The sequence below is a fragment of the Actinoplanes cyaneus genome (assembly GCF_016862095.1).
GTDB classification, from domain to species: domain Bacteria; phylum Actinomycetota; class Actinomycetes; order Mycobacteriales; family Micromonosporaceae; genus Actinoplanes; species Actinoplanes cyaneus.
This window is the reverse complement of sequence record NZ_BOMH01000058.1, coordinates 144,155-164,952: the sequence shown is the minus strand read 5'-3', so window position 1 is coordinate 164,952 and position 20,798 is coordinate 144,155. Positions and strand designations below refer to the sequence as shown.

Annotated in this window: 15 protein-coding genes; 6 read left to right on the top strand and 9 right to left on the bottom strand. The window is 72.6% G+C overall.

Annotated elements, in window-relative coordinates; genetic code table 11:
• Positions 1–2 precede the first annotated feature (2 nt).
• The 4 genes from Acy02nite_RS35130 (at position 3) to Acy02nite_RS35115 (ending at position 7,142) form a co-directional block, all read left to right on the top strand.
• Complete coding sequence (locus Acy02nite_RS35130; RefSeq protein ID WP_203751115.1) at positions 3–1,202, top strand: FAD-dependent monooxygenase; 1,200 nt, start codon at positions 3–5, stop codon at positions 1,200–1,202.
• 54 nt (positions 1,203–1,256) lie between these two features.
• The gene (locus Acy02nite_RS35125) at positions 1,257–2,708 is read left to right on the top strand and encodes a GGDEF domain-containing protein (RefSeq protein WP_203751113.1); all 1,452 of its coding nucleotides are present in this window, start codon (positions 1,257–1,259) and stop codon (positions 2,706–2,708) included.
• A gap of 13 nt (positions 2,709–2,721) precedes the next feature.
• Complete coding sequence (locus Acy02nite_RS35120; RefSeq protein WP_239175474.1) at positions 2,722–5,964, top strand: hypothetical protein; 3,243 nt, start codon at positions 2,722–2,724, stop codon at positions 5,962–5,964.
• A gap of 371 nt (positions 5,965–6,335) precedes the next feature.
• A complete protein-coding gene (locus Acy02nite_RS35115; RefSeq protein ID WP_203751107.1) occupies positions 6,336–7,142 on the top strand; it encodes an intradiol ring-cleavage dioxygenase in 807 nt (268 codons plus the stop codon).
• A 43-nt stretch (positions 7,143–7,185) separates the two neighbouring features.
• Here the strand turns inward: Acy02nite_RS35115 and fdhA are convergent, their stop codons facing one another.
• Positions 7,186–8,421 carry a formaldehyde dehydrogenase, glutathione-independent gene (fdhA, locus tag Acy02nite_RS35110; protein ID WP_203751104.1) on the bottom strand — a complete coding sequence of 412 codons (1,236 nt, stop codon included), beginning with the start codon at positions 8,419–8,421 and terminating at the stop codon, positions 7,186–7,188.
• Positions 8,422–8,547: 126 nt separating this feature from the next.
• Between fdhA and Acy02nite_RS35105 the strand changes: the two genes are divergently transcribed.
• On the top strand, positions 8,548–9,456 hold the full coding sequence (locus Acy02nite_RS35105; protein ID WP_203751101.1) for a WD40 repeat domain-containing protein: 909 nt from the start codon (positions 8,548–8,550) through the stop codon (positions 9,454–9,456).
• A 21-nt stretch (positions 9,457–9,477) separates the two neighbouring features.
• Here the strand turns inward: Acy02nite_RS35105 and Acy02nite_RS35100 are convergent, their stop codons facing one another.
• The 6 genes from Acy02nite_RS35100 to Acy02nite_RS35075 form a co-directional block, all read right to left on the bottom strand.
• Positions 9,478–10,317 (bottom strand): alpha/beta hydrolase family protein, encoded by an 840-nt coding sequence (locus Acy02nite_RS35100; RefSeq protein WP_203751097.1) that lies wholly within the window; start codon positions 10,315–10,317, stop codon positions 9,478–9,480.
• Between the two features lie 620 nt (positions 10,318–10,937).
• Positions 10,938–12,185, bottom strand: coding sequence for a hypothetical protein (locus tag Acy02nite_RS35095; RefSeq protein ID WP_203751094.1), 1,248 nt, complete (start codon positions 12,183–12,185; stop codon positions 10,938–10,940).
• 37 nt (positions 12,186–12,222) lie between these two features.
• Entirely contained in the window at positions 12,223–13,329 is a 1,107-nt protein-coding gene (locus Acy02nite_RS35090; RefSeq protein ID WP_239175473.1) for an aspartate aminotransferase family protein, read from the bottom strand.
• Positions 13,319–13,978 carry a sugar transferase gene (locus tag Acy02nite_RS35085; protein ID WP_203751092.1) on the bottom strand — a complete coding sequence of 220 codons (660 nt, stop codon included), beginning with the start codon at positions 13,976–13,978 and terminating at the stop codon, positions 13,319–13,321. Before Acy02nite_RS35085 ends, Acy02nite_RS35090 begins: the two co-directional genes overlap by 11 nt.
• 11 nt (positions 13,979–13,989) lie before the next feature.
• On the bottom strand, positions 13,990–15,279 hold the full coding sequence (locus Acy02nite_RS35080) for a nucleotide sugar dehydrogenase (protein ID WP_239175472.1): 1,290 nt from the start codon (positions 15,277–15,279) through the stop codon (positions 13,990–13,992).
• Complete coding sequence (locus Acy02nite_RS35075; RefSeq protein ID WP_203751090.1) at positions 15,276–17,210, bottom strand: nucleoside-diphosphate sugar epimerase/dehydratase; 1,935 nt, start codon at positions 17,208–17,210, stop codon at positions 15,276–15,278. Before Acy02nite_RS35075 ends, Acy02nite_RS35080 begins: the two co-directional genes overlap by 4 nt.
• Positions 17,211–17,609: 399 nt before the next feature.
• Here Acy02nite_RS35075 and Acy02nite_RS35070 point away from each other — a divergent pair, with 399 nt between their 5' ends.
• Positions 17,610–18,707: a glycosyltransferase gene (locus Acy02nite_RS35070; RefSeq protein ID WP_203751088.1), complete on the top strand. Its 1,098-nt coding sequence runs from the start codon at positions 17,610–17,612 to the stop codon at positions 18,705–18,707.
• Here Acy02nite_RS35070 and Acy02nite_RS35065 read toward each other — a convergent pair.
• Both Acy02nite_RS35065 and Acy02nite_RS35060 read right to left on the bottom strand, forming a co-directional pair.
• Positions 18,682–19,218 carry a VanZ family protein gene (locus tag Acy02nite_RS35065; protein ID WP_203751086.1) on the bottom strand — a complete coding sequence of 179 codons (537 nt, stop codon included), beginning with the start codon at positions 19,216–19,218 and terminating at the stop codon, positions 18,682–18,684. The genes Acy02nite_RS35070 and Acy02nite_RS35065 overlap by 26 nt on opposite strands.
• Positions 19,219–20,161: 943 nt before the next feature.
• A complete protein-coding gene (locus Acy02nite_RS35060; protein WP_203751084.1) occupies positions 20,162–20,767 on the bottom strand; it encodes a helix-turn-helix transcriptional regulator in 606 nt (201 codons plus the stop codon).
• Between the last annotated feature and the right edge of the window lie 31 nt (positions 20,768–20,798).

Here is a 20,798-nt window from a genome sequence, read left to right as displayed (position 1 = left end):
CCATGCGGATCACCTGCGTCGGCGGCGGACCCGCCGGTCTGTACTTCGCGGTGCTGGCGAAACTCGCCGACCCGGCCCGCGAGATCACCGTGCTCGAGCGCAACCCGGCCGGCGTCACGTACGGCTGGGGGGTGGTCTTCTGGGACGACCTGCTCGACGACCTCTTCCGGTACGACCCGGTCAGCGCCGCCCGGATCTGGGAGGCCGCCTTCAAGTGGGACGAGTACGAGGTGCGCGCGGCCGGAAAACCGGTCAGCTTCCTCGGCGGATACGGCTTCAGCCTGGGCCGGCACCGGCTGCTCGACATCCTCGGCGACCGCGCCCGCGAACTCGGCGTGACCGTCCGGTATGAGGACGACCTGACCGATCCCGATCAGCTGCCACCGGCCGACCTGATCGTGGCGTGCGACGGCGCCGGCTCCCGGGTCCGCGACGCCGCCGCCGAGCACTTCGGGGCGCAGGTGGAGACCGGGCGCAACAAGTACATCTGGCTCGGCACGCCGCACGTCTTCCGCACGTTCACGTTCGGCTTCGAGGAGACCGAGGCCGGGTGGATCTGGTTCCACGCGTACCCGTTCGCCGACGGCGCCAGCACGTTCATCGTCGAATGCACCCCGGAGACGTGGTCCGGCCTGGGCCTGGACCGGATGGACCCGGCGACCGGAAACGCCCGCCTGGCGCAGATCTTCGCGCGGCACCTGGACGGCGCGCCCCTCGACGACGCCGGGCGCGGCTGGCTGAACTTCCGCCGGGTCACCGCCGAACGCTGGGACCACGGGAACGTGGTGCTGATGGGCGACGCCGCGCACACCACGCACTTCGCCATCGGCTCCGGCACCAAGCTGGCGATGCAGGACGCCATGGCGCTGGCCGACGCTCTCCCGGCCACCTCCCCGCCCGCCGCGCTTCTCCCCGCCGCGCTGGAACAGTACGAGCACCGCCGCAAGGTAGCGCTCGCCCCGCTGCAACGGGCGGCGCGGGCCAGCAGCGCCTGGTTCGAGCGGATGCCGGACTACGCGGGGCTGCCGGCCAGGCGGTTCTCGTACGCGCTGTCGAACCGGCGCGGGGAGTACCCGGCGTGGCGGTACCTGCTGCACATGTCGACCCAGGGCGCCGTCGCCCGCACGATGCTGCGCTGGACGCTGAGCGCGCGGCGCTGGAACCGGGCCCGCCGCCGCCCGTTGCGGGCTGCCGTCGGCTGATTCCTCAAGTCCGCTTTCCTCAAGTCCGCGCCGGCCGGCCCGATGGTTGCCGGCATGGTGCAGAGGCGACGGGCGGCGGGCGTGGCCGCCATCGGCTTCATCGCCCTCTACCTGCTGGTCGTGCACGTCCTGCCGATCCCGCCGGTGGTCGCCGGGCGGTTCAGCCAGCTCTGCCTGACCGGTGTCGGCGCGCTGGTGACCGTGCTCTGGGCGCGCTCCGCGCTCCGGGCCCGCGGCCGGGTCCGGGCCGGGCTGTTCCTGTGGAGCCTGTCCGGGTGCGGCTGGGCCGTCGGCGAGCTGTTCTGGCTCGCCGACGGGTGGCGGACCGGCACGGCGCCGATCAGCGACGCCGCCGACGTCGCGTTCGCGATCACCATCGTGGCCACCCCGCTCGCCGCCGTGATGCTGGTCGGGCGGCCCTCGGCGAGCCTGCGCACGCTCTTCGACGCCCTGATGATCGGGACGTCGCTGTTCTTCGTCGTCTGGGCGCTGATCCTCGGGCCGCAACTGCGATCCGGCGCGACCGACCTGGGCACGGTCGCCTACGCGACGGCCGACGTGGTGATCCTCAGCCTGGTTCTGCTGCTGCTCGCGGACGCCGGCTCGACGCTGCGCGCGCCGCTGGAGATCGCCGCGGTCGGCATCGTCGTGCAGTTCGCGGCCGACAGCCTCTACGCCTGCGAGGCCGTCGCCGGGACCTACCGCTTCGGAGCCCTGCCCGACCTGCTGTGGCTGGTGGCGTGGCTGACGTTCGCGGTCGGTGCGCCCGGCCGGGCCGAGCTGCACGGGGTGACCCGGGTCAGCGACGGCGGGCGGCCGCGGGAGTACCTGCCGTACGTCCCGTTCGCGCTCGCCTTCGTCACCGGCGTTGCCATGCAGGCCACCCACCAACAGCTCGACCGGGTGCTGGCGATGCTGAGCCTGACGATGACCGCGCTGATCGTGTCCCGGCAGATGATCATTCTCGGCGACAACCGGCGGCTCACCCGGCAGCTCTCCGAGCTCGTCGACGACCTGCGGTTCCGCGCCGAGCACGACGCCCTCACCGGGCTCGCCAACCGGCCGCGGTTCGAGGAGTGCGCCGGGCAAGCGCTGCTGCCGGGTGCGCCCGGCACGGTATCGCTGCTGCTCATCGACCTGGACGGGTTCAAGCCGGTGAACGACACGTACGGCCATCACAGCGGCGACCAGGTGCTGATCGAGGTGGCCCGCCGGCTGACCGCGGCGGCCGGCCCGGGTGACCTGGTGGCCCGGGTCGGCGGCGACGAGTTCGCCGTGCTGACCACGGACGACCCACGGCTCCTGGCCGACCGGGTGCTGGCCGCGTTCCGGGCCGCGTTCGAGCTGGGCGGCGAGATCGCCGTGATCGGTGCCAGCATCGGCGTGACCTCGGCCCGGCCCGGCCGGCGCGGGGTCGGCCAGATGGTCCGGGACGCCGACATCGCCATGTACGAGGCGAAACGCAGCGGCGCCAATAACGTGGTGACCACCGGCCTCGCCGTGTGATCCGATGATCGCCATGCGCACCGCCGAACTGCTCGCCATGCTCGACCCGTTGCCGTACGGCAAGCGGATGCGCCACCTCGCCGCGTGGGCGCGGACAGCGCCCGACCGGGCCGAGGTCTGCGCCGAGCTGAGCGCGGGCGACGCCTACGAGCGGCGCCTCGCGCTGTTCGCGGCCCTGGCGGCCGGGGACACGGTGGCGGTCGATGCGGCGACCGGCGACCCGCTGCCGGCGCTGCGGTCGATCGCGATCGCCGCGACACTGCGGGCCGGGCGGCTCACCGTCGCAGTGGCCGAGCTGGCCGCCGTCGACCGGCGCCACATCCACCGGACTTTGCGGGCCGCGCCCGACCCTGCGGTGGCCGACGCGCTGATCGGGAAGATTCGGGAGCGCTTCGGCGACGACGAGGCGGCCGCGATCCTGCCGGCCTGCGGCGCTTCGACGGTACGGACGTTGCTGCCCGGCCTCGCGCACGCGGCCAACCTCGTCCTTGTCGCCCGGCGCCACCCGCGAGTGTTCACCGACTACGCGACCGGCGTCCTGGCCGCCGCCGCGCCGGACGCCCGGGCCCGGCAGTGGTCGGAACTCGCCCCGGCCGTCCTCGCCCTCGACCCCAAGCATGCCCTGGACCTGCTGGAACACTACGCGCCGGAGAGCACCCTGCCCGGCCGGCTGACGGCGTACGGGCCGTTGGCCAAGCACTTCCCGGCCCGGGTCGCCGCCCTGCTGACCGCGCCCGCGCGCGCCGACTGGCTGCGGACGGCCGCCCTGCCCAGCGGCCTGCTGCGCCGGCTGGGCACGCTGCCCGACGACGAGCTGGCGCCGCTGGCCCGGCGGCTCGCCGCGCTCGCGCCGCTGCTGCGGGCGCTGCCGCCGGCCCGGCGCGCCGCGATATACCGGGCGTCGCTGGCCGAGGTCGACGCCGAGCGGCACATCCCGGCGTACGAGGTCCTGGACCTGCTGCCGGCCGCGGACCGGGCCCGGGAGGCGCGGCGGCTGCTGAGCCTCGACCGGGTCCGGGCGGACGAGGCGTGGACGCTCGACCTCAGCGCCTACCTGGACTGGCCGGAGGCGGCCGCGTCGCAGGAGACCGCGCTGCGCTCCGGGGACGCCGGTGAGCGGGCCCGGGCGTACACCCGGCTGGTCGAGGCGGCCGGCCGGTCCCGTGACCCGCGTGTGGTCGCCACGCTGGTCACCCGGCTGACCCGGCTGCGCAACGAGCAGGACCCGGTCCGCTCGGCCGCCCTGACCGCGCTGGCCGGCGTGTCCCGCCTCTTCACCGCCCCGGCCGCGACCGAGCTGACCACCGTCACCGCGGACGCGCTCGAGGCCCGGGACTCCTCGGCCGCCACCACCGGCGCGCTGAGCCGGCTGGCCGCCGCCACCTTGCAGCACCATGTCGACGTGCCCGAGTTGCGGGACTGGGCGCTGCTCACCATCGACCTGCTCAGCACCGCGGCGACCGTGCCGACGCTGCACCGCTTCGACCGGGTGCTGCGCCGCGGCCAGGAGACGATGGTCTTCGACCGGCTCCGGCCGTGGGTCGAGGCCAACCTGGACCGCGGCCGGTACGCGCCGCTGTTCGCGCTCGCCGCCGCGCTCGGCAAGCGGGCCTGGCGGCTGCCCGGACTGCAGGAGCTGCTGGGCCGCGCGACCGGCCCGGACACCCTGCCGTGGGTGGCCGAGGCGGCGATCACCCGCTGGCTGCAGGATCCGCGCTCCCGGGACGAGCGGGTCGGCGCGGTGCTCGCCGCCGATCCGTCCGCGGTGCTGCTCGGGCCGGTCTGGGACGTGATCGCGGACCGCCGTACCGACCTGCTCGACGAGGTCCTGTACCGCCGCCCGGTGGGCCGGTTCGCCGACCGTCGCGCCGTGTGGGCGCCGCGGTGGGTCCGGCATCCGGAGCGGTGGCTGCCCCGGCAGCTGTCCGCCCTCGCCGCGCTGCACGCACGGACGCTGGACGATCCCGGCGCGGACCCGGGGCCGCGGGTCGCCGCGTTGATGTCGGTCGCGCCGCTCGGCGCGACCGGCCACGCCCTGGTGCTGAAGTATGTGGACGCGCCCGAGGTCCCGCTGGCCGAGGCCGCGCTGGGCGCGCTGGTCCGGACCGAGCAGCCCGGCCTGGCGCTGCCGGTGCTGCTGGCCCACGCCGGCGACGACCGGGCCCGGGTCGCCTTGTACGCCGCCGCCCGCGCCGCGAAGTTCCTCCCACCCGGCACGCTCGTGCCCCCGGTCACCGCGCTGCTCGACCCGGCCGCCGCCGTCAAGGTCACCAGCCGGAAGGAGGCCGTGCGGATCCTGGCCCGCTACGGCCCGGCCGGCACGATGGACCGGCTGCTCGACGCTTACCAGGCCGTGGGCCAGCACCGCGACGTCCGGGCCGCGATCACCGGCGCCGTCCGGCAGCGACTCGACGCCGAAGCGAGCTGGGCCGTCCTGGATCGGGCGGTCGCGGCCAGCCGCGAGGAACGCCGGGCCGTGCTGAGCACGTCACCGTACGCCGTCCCGGCCCCGCACCGCTCCCGCTACGCCGCCCTGATCGTCGCCGCCGCCCGCGCCGACGATCGGGAGGTCCGCACGCTCGCACTCGGGCAGCTGGCCACCTGGGCGCCGTGGGCCGGCGACCTCACCGACCTGGTCGTGGACCGTCTCACCGACCTCGACGAGCGGCTGGTCACCATCGCGGTCGCGGGTCTGCTGCGCGCGACCGGCGGTCACGCGCTGGGCCCGGCGCTGACCCGGCTGCTTGCGGTGACCGATTCTGATCCCCGGCCCGGCGATGACCTCCCGGCCCGCCGGCGGATCGAGACCCTGGTCGACGGAGCCGGCGTGCTGAGCGGCTCGTGGCCGCCCGCCACCGACCGATCTCCCCTGGTCACCGCGGCGCGGGGCCTGGTAGTGCGGCCCGGGTACCGCGCGGTGGCCCTGGCCGCCCTGGTCCGGCTCGGGCGATTCGACAACTTGACGGAGATCGCGGACCAGTGCACCGGACGGCCGGCGATCGCGGTTCGTCTCGCCGACCTGATCGGCGCCCGCATGCGGGGCGACCAGGCGCTCACCGAGCCGGCCTTCCTGCACGACCTCATCGAGCGCCTGATCCGGCGCGGCGACCTGGCCGCCGGGCTCTTCGCGACCCGGCTGATCCGAGCCGGCGCCGGCTACGGCTGGGCCGGCCGCTGGCGCGACCTTGTCCTGGCCCTTCGCACCCACCCCGACCCGGACGTCCGCGACGACGCGCTGGCCATCTCCATGTCCTGATCGCCGGCTGGTTCTCGTGGTGGTTCCGCGTCCCGGACAACCACCACGGGCAACCAGTTGGAACCGCGCGGCGCGGCCGGGACCCTGCGCTGCGGCCCGCGGCTCGCGCTGCCCGGCTGGTCCTCATGGTCGTTATTCGTCCCTCATAACGACCATGAGGACCAGCCGGAAGGCCGTGGGCGCGTCGCTTCCGGGAGTGGCGTCCGGGTCGCGTGTGAGTGTCACGGGACGCGGCTCACGGCGTACCCCATCGCTATGACCCAAGAGATATGGGGCGGGAAGCGGCAAACGGAGATCAACCACAGGTCATTCATAGAATTCGATGTTTTGCTCTCGGTCGTCCTCACATCCCCCACTCCCGAGGAGAAGAGATGCACGACAACGACGCCTACGTACGCGAGGTGCACGACAAGGGGCTGCGGTTCGACCTGACGACGATGTCGCGGCGGCGGATGCTGGCCGTCGCCGGCGGGGCGGGCGCCGCCGCGGTGATCGGCGGCGGGCTGGCCGGAGGTGGAGCGGCGGACGCCGCCGCGGCGGCCTGCCTGGCCGAGGTCGAGTCGGAGACCGCCGGACCGTACCCGGCGGACGGGTCGAACGGGCCGGACGTGCGGAAACTGTCCGGCATCGTGCGCAGTGACATCCGGTCCAGCTTCGGGACCTCGACGACCACGGCGCCGGGGGTGCCGTTGCAGTTCTCGCTGACCGTGCAGAACCTGGCGTGCGGCCTGGTTCCCGGCGCGGCCGTCTACGCCTGGCACTGCGACCGGGCCGGACGGTACTCGCTCTACTCGTCGGGTGTGACCGGTGAGAACTACCTGCGCGGCATCCAGGTCACCAACTCGTCCGGGGTGGTGACGTTCACCAGCATCTACCCGGGCTGCTATGCGGGCCGGTGGCCGCACATCCACTTCGAGGTGTACTCGTCGCTGGCCGCCGCGACGAGCGGGGCCGGGCCGATCCGCAAGACGTCGCAGATCGCGCTGCCCAAGAACGTCTCGCAGACCGTCTACTCCAGCGCGACCGGGTACTCGGCGAGCGTGACGAACCTGAGCCGGATCAGCCTGGCCACCGACATGGTGTTCCGGGACGACCTGGCGGCCCGGGAGATGGCCACGGTCACCGGCTCGGTCACGGCCGGATACACCGCGAACCTGACGATCAGCGTCAACCTGTGAGAACGGGGGCCCCGCCCCTGGGCAGCGCGCGGGGCCCCACCTCTCAGGCTCGGACCATGCCGTGCGGGTCGAGGACGTACTTGCGGGCCGCCCCCCGGTCGAACTCCTGGTAGCCGCGCGGGGCCTCGTCGAGCGGGATCGGCGTCGCGTTGACGTTCTTCGCGATCTGCACCCGGTCGTGCAGGATCGCCATCATCAGGCCGTGGTTGTACTTCATCACCGGGCACTGACCGGTCACGAACGAGTGCGACTTCGCCCAGCCCAGCCCGAGCCGCAGCGACAGGGAGCCGACCTTCGCGGACTCGTCGACACCGCCGGGGTCGCCGGTCACGTAGAGACCGGGAATGCCGATCCCGCCGCCGGCCCGGGTCAGGTCCATCAGCGAGTTCAGGACCGTCGCCGGCTGTTCGGTTCCCGAGTCCCGGCCGTGGCCGCGCGCCTCGAATCCGACCGCGTCGACCGCGCAGTCGACCAGCGGCTGGCCGATCGCCGGCGCGGCCCGGCCGAGGATCTGCTGGACCTGCTCGGCCGGCTCGCCCTGCGACACGTTCACCGTCTCGCACCCGAAGCTGCGGGCCTGCGCGAGCCGCTCCTCGTTCAGGTCGCCGACGATCACGACGGCCGCGCCGAGCAGGAACGCCGAGGTGGCCGCGGCCAGCCCGACCGGTCCCGCGCCGGCGATGTAGACGGTGGATCCGGTGGTGACCCCGGCACTGACACAGCCGTGGTATCCGGTCGGGAAGATGTCGGAGAGCATGGTCAGGTCGAGGATCTTCTCCAGCGCCTGCTCCCGGTCCGGGAAGCGGAGCAGGTTCCAGTCGGCGTAGGGAACCATCACGTACTCGGCCTGGCCGCCGACCCAGCCGCCCATGTCGACGTACCCGTACGCCGAGCCGGGCCGGTCCGGGTTCACGTTCAGGCACACCCCGGTCTTGCGCTCCTTGCAGTTGCGGCACCGCCCGCAGGAGATGTTGAACGGCACCGAGACGATGTCGCCGACCTTGACGAACTCGACGTCCGACCCGACGTCGATCACCTCGCCGGTGATCTCGTGACCCAGCACCAGGCCTTCCGGGGCGGTGGTGCGCCCGCGGACCATGTGCTGGTCGCTGCCGCAGATGTTGCTGGTCACGGTCTTGAGGATGGCGCCGTGCGGGGTGCGCCGGCCGACGTTCAGCTTGTTGACGCCGGGGCCGTCCTTCACCTCGTACGCCGGATAGTCGACGTTCCGGATCTCGACGCGACCGGGACCCTGGTAGACAACGGCTCTGTTGCCCATGGTGTTCTCCCATCGTCGGGTGGACTCCCACCCGATGCTTCTCGCACCCGAGCCGAATATGAACCCTCGGTACTGACAGGGCGCGTCGAAAAACCCATTGCGCTCCATCGGTGGGATCATCCGGTCGTGATCATCGATGCGCTGCGTCTGGCGACGCTGCCGCTGGACGGCACCGACATGCTGCTCTCGTGGGACGGTTCGGCGATCCAGGTCTGGGATCCACGGGCCGGCGAGCGGCTGAGCACCGTCCCGGAGAAGTTCGGCACGATCAACGACCTGATCGTCTGCCCGACCGGCTGGCGTGACCCGCTGATCGTGGTCACCACCGACGAGGGCGTCTCCTGGTTCGAGCCACGCACCGGCGCGCCGGGGAACCTGGCCGACCGGGCCGCGCTCGCCGCCCCGATGGCCGTGTGGGCCGGCACCCTGCTCGCCGGGTCCGGGCGCGAGCCGTTCCCCCTGCTGCGCTGGGACGCCGGGACCGGCGCCCGCCTCGAGCCGCTGGGCCGGCACGCCGACCAGGTCACCGCGATCGCCGTGCTGACCGCACCGGGCGGCGACGGCCCGATCGTCTGCGCCGGCGACAGGTTCGGGAAGATCTCGCTCTGGAACCCGCGCACCGGCGCACCGGCGGGCGTCCGGCTGGACGCCGGCGGCGAGGAGGTGATCGGCGCGATCACCTCGGTCGAGCTGTTGGACGGCCGGGTGCTGATCGCCGCGGCGACCGCGGACCTGCACCGGTGGGACGCGGTGACCGGCGAGCCGGTCGGCGCCCCGATCGTGGTCGACAGCTATGCGGTCGCCTCCCTGCAGGCGGTGACCGTCAACGGGCGCCCCGAGCTGATCACCGTCGGCCACGACCAGGCGGTGCAACGGTGGGACGCCGAGACCGGCGAGCGGGTCGGCGATCCGGCGCCCGGCCGCTGCGCCACCGTGCTGCACCGGTACGGCCAGCTGACCCTGGCGATCGGCACCCTCGACGGGAAGGTGGAACTGCGGCCGCTGGGTCAGACCCATCCGGATCGACGGGTCTGACCGGAGCGGCCGGTCGCGGCGCTACTTGTTCTCGACGCTGCCGAGCGGCCCCGCGTCGACCGGCTCCCCGCGCAGGAACGCCGTCGTGGCCCGCCGGATCAGGGCCACCCGCTCCGGGCTCTCGTCCGTCGTCTCCGTGCTCAGGTAACCGGTGATGCCGCCGAGCGAGTGCTCGCCGCCGTGCACGGTGAGCAGCGTGCGGATGCCGGGACTCAGCGCGTACGCCTCGGTGAACCACTCCGGGCCGGCCGGGCTCAGCATGGACTGGTCCTTGTCGCCGGCGACCAGCAGCGACGGCGTGGTCAGCCCGGCGAAGTCCGGGTTCATGAACGGGAAGTGCTCGGCGGCGAACGGGGTGAGGTTCGCGCCGCCGGTCCCGGTCAGGGCCAGCAGGACGCCGGCCTTGACCCGCGGGTCCCGGCGATCGGCCGGATCCCCCTCGACCCGCGCGCCGAGCAGCATGCTCACCGACTGGGCGCCCCAGGAGTGCCCGGCCACGGCGATGGTGTCGTGGTCGAGGCGTCCGGCCAGCCCGGGCACGGCGGCCTCGATCACGGCGAGCTGGTCGAGGACGTGGACCAGGTCGTCGACGCGGTGACGCCAGATGCCGGGGTGGCGCGGGTCGGCCGGGGTGACGTTCAGCGCTCGCGAGTCCAGGTGCGTCGGCTGGACGACCGCGAACCCCTGCCCGCTCCAGTGGTCGACGAGCGGCGCGTAGCCGTCCATCGACTGGCCGAAGCCGTGCGAGAAGACGATGACGGGCAGGTTGTCGCCGGTCAGCGGGGCGGTGACCCGCAGCGGCAGGTCGTCGCCGCGGCCCGGGGTGGGCAGCGTCACGGGGCGTACCGAGATCACACTCATGACTTCTCCTTCGACACGGAACAAGGTTCCGATGGACTGGCTCCGCGCATTCGGAACAACGTTCCGCTTGACTCGCTCGAAGATACGGAACGACGTTCCGGTTCGCAAGCGGACGGCGGCCGGAGTGACGCGCGGAACCTGCGGCCCGATCGACGGCAAACCGCTGAACAGCCGATCGCGGACCTGGAGGTGCCGCGCGCCTCTGTCTGGTGATGCCGACGGCGCTGCTGGCCCCGGCGCTCCTGCTTGCCGCGCTGGTCACGATCCCTTTCCCGGCCCGTGCCCGCCGCCCGTGATCCGCCGCAGAACGAACACGAAGGCCGCCGCAAAACGAACACCGAACCCGCCGCAAATCGAACACGGAACCTGCCGCACAACGAACACGGCTCCTGCCGCCTGTCCGGCGTGACCGCTGCGCCGGACGCGCTGCCGGCCCGGACGGATCGCCGAGCTGTGCCCGTTCCCCCGGCGCGACCAAGCCGCCGTCACCGCCGACGGACCAAGCGGCCGCGGACCAAGCCGCCGGCCGACCATGCAGCCGGCCGACCATGCGCCCAAGATCGTCCCGCGATGGGCTGCCGGAAGCTGTCGCGCACCCCGACGCTCGGCCGACGCCGAACTCAGGCGGCGTCGCGGTCCTCGTGCCGGCGCTGGGCCGGGATGATCAGGTCGCGGTGGCGGGCCGGGCGCCGGGTCGCCGGCAGTTGCGGGCCGACCCGGGCGGGCCAGATCCGTTGTGGACGGTCGGCGATCTTCGGCCGGTCGCGGGGCACGAGCGACCGGTCCGGCGGCACCCAGATGGGCAGCGGCGCCCACGCCGGCCCCCACCAGACGATCGTCCCGTATCCCCGGACCAGTGGCGGCTGCAGCGCCGGCCACCGGGCCTCGACCGGGATGGCGAGCCGCCACGCCTCCAGCGGCACGAGCGCGGTGACCGGATGCCCCGGCGCGCCGGGCAGCATCGGCAGCGGCGGCGCCGGCAGCGCGTGCGGTTCGGCCCCGGCGGGCAGCGCGGCCGGCCCGGACGCGCCCTCCTCCAGCGTCGAGGTCGCCGGCGCGCTGGCCAGCACGACCGCGCAGCACACGGTGATCAGTGCGGCGCCCAGGGCGACCGGTTCCCACCCGGGCCGCACGGTGTCGCCGAGGATGGTCAGCGCGATCACGGACGGCGCGATCACCTCGAACGTCCAATGCACGGCGGTGACGCGTCCGACGTCGCCGCCCTGCAGCGCGTTCGCGTACATGATCATGCCGTTGGCGGCGAAGACCAGCAGCACGTACGTCAACGGCTCGCTGAAGATCGCCAGCGCGGCCGAGCCGACCGTGGTCATCTCGTCGTCGGGCAGATGCAGCGCGCGCCCGCCGAGCGCCGCGGCGCCGACGGAGAGCCCGCCGATCGACGCGATCAGCCCGGGTGACCCGATCTTGGTGGCGGCGAAGCCGAGGATCAGCACGATCACCAGCGCGCCGACGAACCCGAGCCGCAGGGAGAGCGAGGCCGCCACGACGTGCTGCTGACCGGCCGACATGGCAAGCCCGCCCAGCGCGAGGATCGTCACGACGATGGCAACCACGTCGCGTTTGCGCAGCTTCGAGCCGAGGAACGCCCACGCCGCGAACGCCGTGATCGCGAGCGAGCCGGCCAGCACCGACTCGACCAGGTAGACCGCGAGCTCGCGCAGCGCGATCATCGACCCGAGCCAGGCCATCATGTCCAGCGCGATGCCGATCAGGTAGAGCGGATGCCCCAGCGTGCTGACCGCGCTGGTGCTGCGCCGGGCGCCGACGGCCTGCAGGATCGAGCCGGCCGCGTAGCAGAGCGAGCCGAAGACGGCGATGCCCAGCGCGAACCAGCCACCGCCGGTCATCGCGATCGACCGCCGTCACCGAGGGTGCAGGCCGCTGTCACGCCCTGATGATATGGCCGCTCCTCGATTCGCGCGAGGTCTGCGAGGTGACCACTTCGGCCATCCGGAAAACATCCTCTGAGCTGCACCGATGATCAACTGGGAGGGTGAGCGAACGGTCCGCCAGCGCGGCCGCCTCCGGGTCACCGCTCCACCATCCGTGCCGATCCTGCCGCCAGTGCACCGGGGCATAGATCCGGTTCGCGGCAAGCCGTTCGAGCATCGCGTCCCGCCCGGCCGGGGACGGTAGCAGGAGCTGCACCCGGAACGGCGCGACATCCTCGTCGCCGGAGAGACCCAGGACCGTGAGATTTCCCGTACGCCCGTGCAGCGCCTCCCGCAGCGCCACCGCGTTCACCCGGCTCGCCGCCCGGATCCCCGGCACGTCGAGCAGCGGAAGCACCGCCCGGGTCACCGTGCTGGCCGGCCCCGCGCTGCCGAGCAGTTCACCCTCGCCGCGCCGCTGCAGCGCGCGGAACGTCTCCTTGGGCACCGGCTGCCCGTCCAGCCACCCCGCCTTGAGCAGCATCGCCGCGAGCTTCTGTCCCGCTCCGGCACTCTCCGGCCCCTCCGGTCGCGGCAGGTCACGCCCGGCGGGCGACCACAGCAGCCCGCCGTCGGGCAGCGGCAGCGTCTTGCGGAGCGACGAGACGACGTACGCGCCGATGCTGTTCCTCGCCCAGGTGCTGAACGGGTCGTGGGAGTGGTCCTCGACGACCGGGATGCCGGGATGTGCCCTGATCCACGCGGTCCACGGCGCCTGGTCCTCCCCGCCGAAGAGGTTCTGCGCGAGCACGATGTCCCCGGGCCGCACCCGCAGCGTCTCCCACCGCGGCCCGCGCCCGTCCGGCAGGTGCCGGTAGAAGGTCACCGGCAGCAGGTCGGCGAGCGACTCGGCGACGCCCATGCAGAAGTACGACGGCACGTGCAGCCGCCCGGCCGGTGCGAGCTGCCGGACCACCGCGCGCAACGCCCCGCACCCGGTGGCGAAGAGTTCCCGCCGCTGCGGGACCCACCCCGGAAGGCCGCCCCGCACGTCGCCGAGCAGGGCGGACGGGTCCCAGTGGAACTCCGACCCGATCTCCCGGGACGTCTCAGGCAGCACGGCTCAGGTCCTGCGTGTTGTCGCCGGCGGCCCGCCCGATGTTGAGCGTGTCCACGTGCACCGGCGGCTCGCCGCGACGCAGATCCGCGACCGTGCGCCAGACGATCCTCAGGTCGAGCCACGGCGTCCAGTGGTCGATGTACCAGCGGTCCAGCACGAACCGGGCCGGCCAGTCGATGTCGTCACGCCCGTTGACCTGCGCCCAGCCGGTGATCCCGGGCCGGACCTCCAGGCGCCGCGCGTCCTCCGGCGAGTAGTTGGCGACCTGGGGCAGCACGTCCGGCCGCGGCCCGACGAGGTTCATCTGCCCGCGCACCACGTTGACCAGCTGCGGCAGCTCGTCGAGGCTGGTCCGGCGCAGGATCCGCCCGCACCTGGTGATCCGCGGGTCGTTCTCGAGCAGGCCGAACGGGTCGGCCATGCCGAGCCGCGCGCTCATCGCCACGCTGTCGTGCACCATCGACCGAAACTTCAGCATCCGGAACGGCTTGCCGTCGCGGCCCGCGCGGTCCTGGACGAAGAGCACCCCTTTGCCGTCCGCGATCCGGACCCACAGGGCGACCCCCAGGATCAGCGGCGAGAGCAGGACCAGGGCGATCAGGGCGACGAGTTGATTGAGGACGTTCCAGATCGGGCGCAGGAGGGCCACGATTTCCCCCTTCAGATCGATTCCACTGTGGTTCCGGTGAGGCGGTGGCGGGTGTCGAGCACGTACCGGGCGTGCTCGACCACCAGGTCCAGGTCGAAGGCGTCGTGATCGGCGAGCAGGACCACTGCGTCGGCGGCGGCCACCTGCTCGGCGGTCAGCGCGACCCGGATGAGCCGCTGATCGACGTGCGCGTCCTCGACCACGTGCGGGTCGGCGGCGCGGACCTCGGCGCCCATCTCCAGCAGCAGCGCGGCGACCCGGCGGGCCGGCGACTCACGGGCGTCACCGCTGTTCTTCTTGTACGCCAGGCCGAGCAGCAGAACCGTCGACCCGTTCAGCGCCTTGCGGTGCCGATTCAGGGCAACGGCCAGCCGGCGTACCACGTAATCGGGCATGTGGTTGTTGATGTCGTTGGCGAGCTCGACGAAGCGGAAACTCTGCCCGAGCGTGCGCTGCACCCGCCACGACAGGTAGGACGGGTCGATCGGCAGGCAGTGGCCGCCCACACCCGGGCCGGGGACGAAGCGCATGTACCCGAAGGGCTTCGACGACGCCGCGTCGATCGCCTCCCACACGTCGATGCCCAGGTCGTGCGCGTAGACCGCGAGTTCGTTGACCAGCGCGATGTTGACGTGCCGGAACGTGTTCTCCAGCAGCTTCGCGAGCTCGGCCACCTTCGGGTCGGAGACCGGCACCGTCGTCTCCACCACCGAGGCGTAGAACGCCTGCACCTTCGCCAGCGACGCCGGGTTGATCCCGGAGACGACCTTCGGGGTGGTGGCCAGGTGCCACTGCCGGTTGCCGGGGTCGATGCGCTCGGGGCTGTAGCCGAGGTGGAAGTCCTCGCCGGCGATCAGCCCCGAGCCCTCCTCCAGGATCGGCGCGACCAGCTCGGTCGTGGTGCCCGGATACGTGGTCGACTCCAGCGCGACGGTCGCGCCGGGGCGCAGGTACCGGGCGAGGGTGCGGGCCGAGGCCTCGATGTGGCGCAGGTCCGGGGTGCCGTCGCGCAGCGGCGTGGGCACCGCGATCACCGCGATGTCGAACCCGGCGCAGGCCCGCGGGTCCGACGACGGCAGGAACCTCCCACCGGCGAGGACCTGCTGGAGCTGCTCGGAGGTGATGTCGTCGACGTAGGACTCACCGGCCGCGAGCCGCTTGATCCGCTCGTCGTCGACGTCGAAGCCGACCACGGTGTGTCCCACTTCGGCGGCGCGGACCGCAAGCGGCAGCCCGACATAGCCCTGGCCCGCGATGACGACGCGCATGGTGGTGCTCCTGTCCTTCCGGGTCCGGCTCATGGGTGGCGTCCCAGGCGCATGGTGAACTCGGCCTGGCGCTTGCCGCCGCGGCCGCCGGATCGGGGCGCGGGGGCCGGCGGCGCGACGCGGCCGGGCAGCGCCGGGCTCTCCGCGAGCCAGCGCAGCACCGCGATCAGATCCGCCCGCGGCGACGACGGGTCGAGCAGCGAGAGCACCGCGCCGTCCAGCGGCGGCACCGGCGCCTGCGAGATCAGCGGATGGTTCGGCCGGTGATCGGGCTCGCCCGGCCCGAGCAGCACCTCGGCCAGTTTCTCGCCGGGGCGCAGTCCGGTGTAGACGATCTTGATGTGCCGTCCGGCGCTCTCCGCGATCCGCCTGGCCACGTCCGCGATCCGCACCGGCTCGCCCATGTCGAGCACGAGCACCTCGCCGTGACTGTCCAGCGCGCCGGCCTGCACGACCAGCCGGACCGCCTCCTGCACCGTCATGAAGTAGCGGTTGACCTCCGGGTCGGTGACCGTGATCGGCCCGCCCGCCTCGACCTGTGCCGCGAACGCGGTCAGCACCGACCCGCGGCTGCCGAGCACATTGCCGAACCGCACGCTGGTGTACGTCCCGGGCGCCGCCGCGTCGGCCGCGGCCGTGAGCCGCTCGGTGATCCGCTTGGAGTAGCCGAGCACGCTGCACGGGTCGGCGGCCTTGTCGGTCGAGATGTTGACCAGGCGGTCGACGTTGTGCCGGATCGCGGTCTGCAGGATCTGGTAGGTGCCGATGATGTTGGTCTTGAGCGCCTCGGACGGGTGCATCTCCAGCAGCGGCAGGTGCTTGAGCGCCGCCGCGTGGAAGACCACGTGCGGCCGGTGCTCGTCGAAGACCTCGTCGAGTCGTTGCTGGTCGCGGATGTCGGCGACGACCAGGTTCCGGTCGTCGAGCATGCCGCGGCCGTCGAGTGACAGCTGCACCGCGTGCAGGCCGGACTCGTCGCGGTCGAGCATCACCAGCCGGGCCGGGCCGAACTGGGCGACCTGCCGGCACAGCTCCGAGCCGATCGAGCCGCCGGCCCCGGTGACCAGCACGCGCCGCCCCTGCAGATAACCGGCGACCGCGGCCAGGTCGATCGCGATCTCCCGGCGGCCGAGCAGGTCGGTGTGGCTGACCGGGCGGATGTCCTCGACCCGCACGGTCCGCCCGAACAGCTCGACCACCCGCGGCACGACCTTGACGTCGACGTCGAGCGGCTCGGCCAGGTCGGTGAGTGCCCGGATCAGCGGCGCGTCGGCGCTCGGGATCGCGATCACCACGGTGTCGGCGTGGAAGCGGCGCACCACCTCGGCCATCGCGTGCCGGTTGCCGGCCATCGGGACGCCCATGATCCGCAGGGTGCGTTTCGCGGGGTCGTCGTCGAGAAGGGCCACCGGGACGTACGGACTGGACGGGCTGCGCAGCATCGCCCGGATCACCTGCGTCGCGCCCTCCCCGGCGCCCATCACCACGACCCGGCCCCCCGGCTCGGGGCGCGGTCGCAGCCGCTGGTCGTGCAGCAGCCGTACGGCGTAGCGGACGCCGGCCGCGAGCACCAGCCCGATCAGCCCCGCCCCGATGATCGCCGAGCGTGGCACGAGCCGCCCGAGCAGCGTGTCCAGCACGAACACGATCGGCGTGGTGACCGCCGCGGTCTTGGCGAGCGCCAGGATCTCCTCGAAGCAGCCGTACGACCACCGTCCGGTGTAGAGCCCGAACCGGATTCCGGCGGCCGTGTGCACCAGCGCCGCGACCAGCGACAGCTCCGCCAGCTCACCGCCGTGCAGCCACCGCACGTGCCCGTCGTGCCGCAGGAGGGTCGCGATCAGCAGGGCGGTGGCCAGGGCCAGGGCGTCGGCGCCCGCACGAGCGGCTCGGCCGGGCAGCACCGTGCGGATCCACGGCACTGCCCGGCCTGGCCACGCGCCGGCAGCCGGGTCTTTTCGCATGGAAATCCCCCTCGTACGATGCCGGCAGCAACCGGCCGTGGATCCTGCACAATGAACCCGGCCGCCGGAAAACCGTTTTCGGCCAGTCGCCAGTCGATTAAGGGCTATTCGCGACTTTCAGCGTTCCAGCTACCGGCGAGCCGGTGCAGTAGCAATTGTCATGCGCTATGCGAGCAATCCTCACGTTCTGATATTCGCGCAGGACTGCCCCTCGATCATCAATTTTCGGCCCCATTCGGCCCCGCAGTTCCGGCCATTCGGCGGACCATGTCATATTGATGGTGAAGGATCATCACATTAGAGATGACATCTGCGACTTTTACTTCACCCGCCATTCCGGGACCGTTCTCGCAGGAGCCGCCGCAAGCGTTCTGTCGACTATGCGACCAGGGGGCGACGATGAGGGTGCTCCATGTGATCAGCACCGCGGCGGAAGGCGGCGCCGAACATCAGCTCCGGCTGCTGCTGCGCCGGCTGCCGCACGACAGCGAGGTCGTCACCCTCTCGCCGGTCGGCACCGAGGGCCGCGCGATCCGGGCCGGCGGGACCCCGGTCCACGAACTGAGCACGGCCTGCGACCGGGACGTGGCGGCGATCGTCCGGCTGCGCCGCCTGATCCGCCGCGGCCACTACGACCTCGTGCACACCCACCTCTACCGCGCGTGCGTGCAGGGCAGGATCGCCGCGCGACTCGCCGGGGTCCCGCACGTCGTCGCCACCGAACATCACCTCGGCCGGCCCGGCGCCGGTCGGCTCGGCCCGCTCTACCTGCTCAGCGAGCGGCTCGGCCAGCTCACGATCGCGGCCACCACGACGATCGCCGACCGGCTGCGCGGCTGGGGCGTCCCCGGCGAGCGGATCGTCACCATCCCGCGCGCGATCGACCCGTCCGAATACCGCTTCGACCCCGCGCTGCGCGCGACCACCCGGGCCCGGCTCGGCGTCACCGACGACGTGCCGGTCATCGGCGTCACCGGGCGGCTCACCCCGGCGAAACGCCTCGACCTGCTGATCCGCGCCGTCGCCGAGGTGCCGGACGCGGTCCTGCTGCTGGTCGGCGACGGCCCGGCACGGCCCGCCCTGCAACAGCTCGCGATCATCGAGGACGTCGCCGACCGCGTCCTGTTCGCCGGCACGGTCCGGCACCCGCGCGAGATGCTCTGCGCGATGGACGTCTTCGCCTCCCCCGACCGCAACACCTGGGGGCTGGCCGTCCTCGAGGCGATCGCGGCCGGCCTGCCCGCGATCTACGCCGCATGCCCGCCACTGGAAGAACGCGCCGCCGCCCGCGTCCCGGTCCGCGGCACCCACCGGCTCTCCCCGCACGACCGCGAATCACTGCCGCGCACGCTGCGCGCCGAAGTCCTCTGCCTCGCCGAACGACGCGGCGCGCGCCTGCCGGCCCGCACCGCCGGCCCCCGCTACCACGCCGACCACCTGGCCGCCGCCGTCGGACAGGTCTACGACCGGCTCACCCTGACCGCACCGGTTCCCTGATCAGACGGCGGACGATCCACTGCCACCCCACGTACCCGAAGATCGTCCCGATGGTGTTCGACAGCAGATCGTTCACGTCCGCCCAGCGGTTACCGTGCACGGTCAGGATCAGCACCAGCTGCGTGACCTCGATGCCCAGGCTAACGAAGAACCCGATCCGCACCACCCGCAGCTTCTCCACGATCCCGAAGTTCAGGTGCAGCAGCGCGGCCAGCGGCAACATCATCATCAGGTTCAGCACGAAATCCCGGCGGCGCATCGCCAGCGTCGGGATCAGCAGAATCCGATACGTCGCGGGCGGCCCGGCATCCGGCCCCCAGGACATGGGCATCGGCAGCATCGTCGCGCCCAGCACCGCCACCGCATACCAGCTCAGCGCCCACGCTGCGAGGAGCCGGCCGACCGTCAACCGCCCCCGCCTGCGCAACCACAGCCAGGACAGCACCATCAGGATGCCACCCAGCGGCAGCAGCACCGGCAACGCCGGCACCTCGAACTGTTCAGCACGCATCGCAACCCACGCTACGCGACCCGATCCCGCCGCCCCGCGCTTCGACCTTCACCCCACCACGATCAACTTCACGGTCTTCAGGTCCTCTCTCCGCTGTGGTCCTCTCCGCCGCTCCCGCGGGGACCCTTACGGGCTTCGCAGGCCGTGGCCGGCCAGAACGCGAAACCCTCCAGGGCGACGTCGGTGGCGGGGCGCCCTTACCCCAAAACCCGGCCCCCGCGCCAGTTGTCCACACGAGCGCCTCATCCACAGCCCACCCACACAATCACCCGCCCCCACGTCACACTGACGGCAGAGGCGGTGGCCCCCCTGGGAGGGCGGGTCCTGTCTGCGCAGCCTGAGCCGGGGGCGTGCCAGGCCAGGTGGGTGCCGCGGCACGATTCTTGACGCCGTTCACGGTCTCGGCGTGGTCCAGGAGGATTGCCAGGCCAGGTGGGTGCCGGCTTCCGGTGGGTGCCGCCGGTCGCGGTCGCCAGCTGGCGCTCAAGGTTGTATCCCGAGCCAGAAACAACCCTGAGCACCAGCCCAACCCACGCGGCTGGCACTCACGGTCGTATCCCGAGCCAGAAACAACCCTGAGCACCAGCCCAACCCGCACGGCTGGCACTCACGGTCGTATCCCGAGCCGGAAACAACCCTGAGCACCAGCCCAACCCGCACGGCTGGCACTCACGGTCGCATCCCGAGCCGGAAACACCCGTGAGCACCAGCCGGAACCGCAAGCCGCGCCGCTGGCCCGCACCCGGCGCCACCTCGCGTCGGCCTACCGCAGCGAGCCCAGCACGCTTGGTGCAGGTCGACCAGACGCTCCCAACGCGGCGCCCCAACCACAGCGCCCCAACCCGGCGGCCCCAACGCGGCGGTCCCAACGCGGCGCTCCCAAGCCAACGCCCCCCAACGCGGTGGCCCCAACGCGGCGGTCCCAACGCGGCGTTTACGGGGGTCAGCGGAGCCAGCCCTCTTTGCGGGCGATCCGGATGGCGTCCAGGCGGTTACGGGCTCCGGTCTTGGCGATCACCGCGGACAGGTAGTTCCGCACCGTGCCGCCGGAGAGGTACAGCCGACCGGCGATCTCCTTCACCGACTCGCCCTCGGCAGCCAGTCCGAGCACCTCGAGCTCGCGCGTGCTCAGGCCGCGGTCGGTGTTCAGTGAGGCGGCCTGCAGCATCGGCGACACCACCCGCTCGCCCGCCGCGAGCCGCCGCACCGATTCCGCCAGGGATGACGACGCGGCGCTCTTGAGCAGGAAGTTCAGCCCGCCGTTCCACCGGCGGGGCGGGAGCATCCCGCGCTTGGAGGGGTCACACAGCAGCAGCATCGCGCAGGACGGGATCGCCGTGTGCAGCGCGTCGGCCATCGGCAGGACCTGGCTCACCATGTACTCCGTGTCGATCACGATCACCGCGGGCCACAACTGCGCGGCGCGCGGCGCCAGGTCGCCGTTGATCGGCAGGGTGGTGACGTAATGCATGTCCGGTTCGGTCTCCAGGAACGTTCGCACAGGGACGCCGAAGTACCCCTCGTCTCTCACCACCAGGACCCGGATCATCACACCACCCTCGTCGATGGGCCCGGCTCGT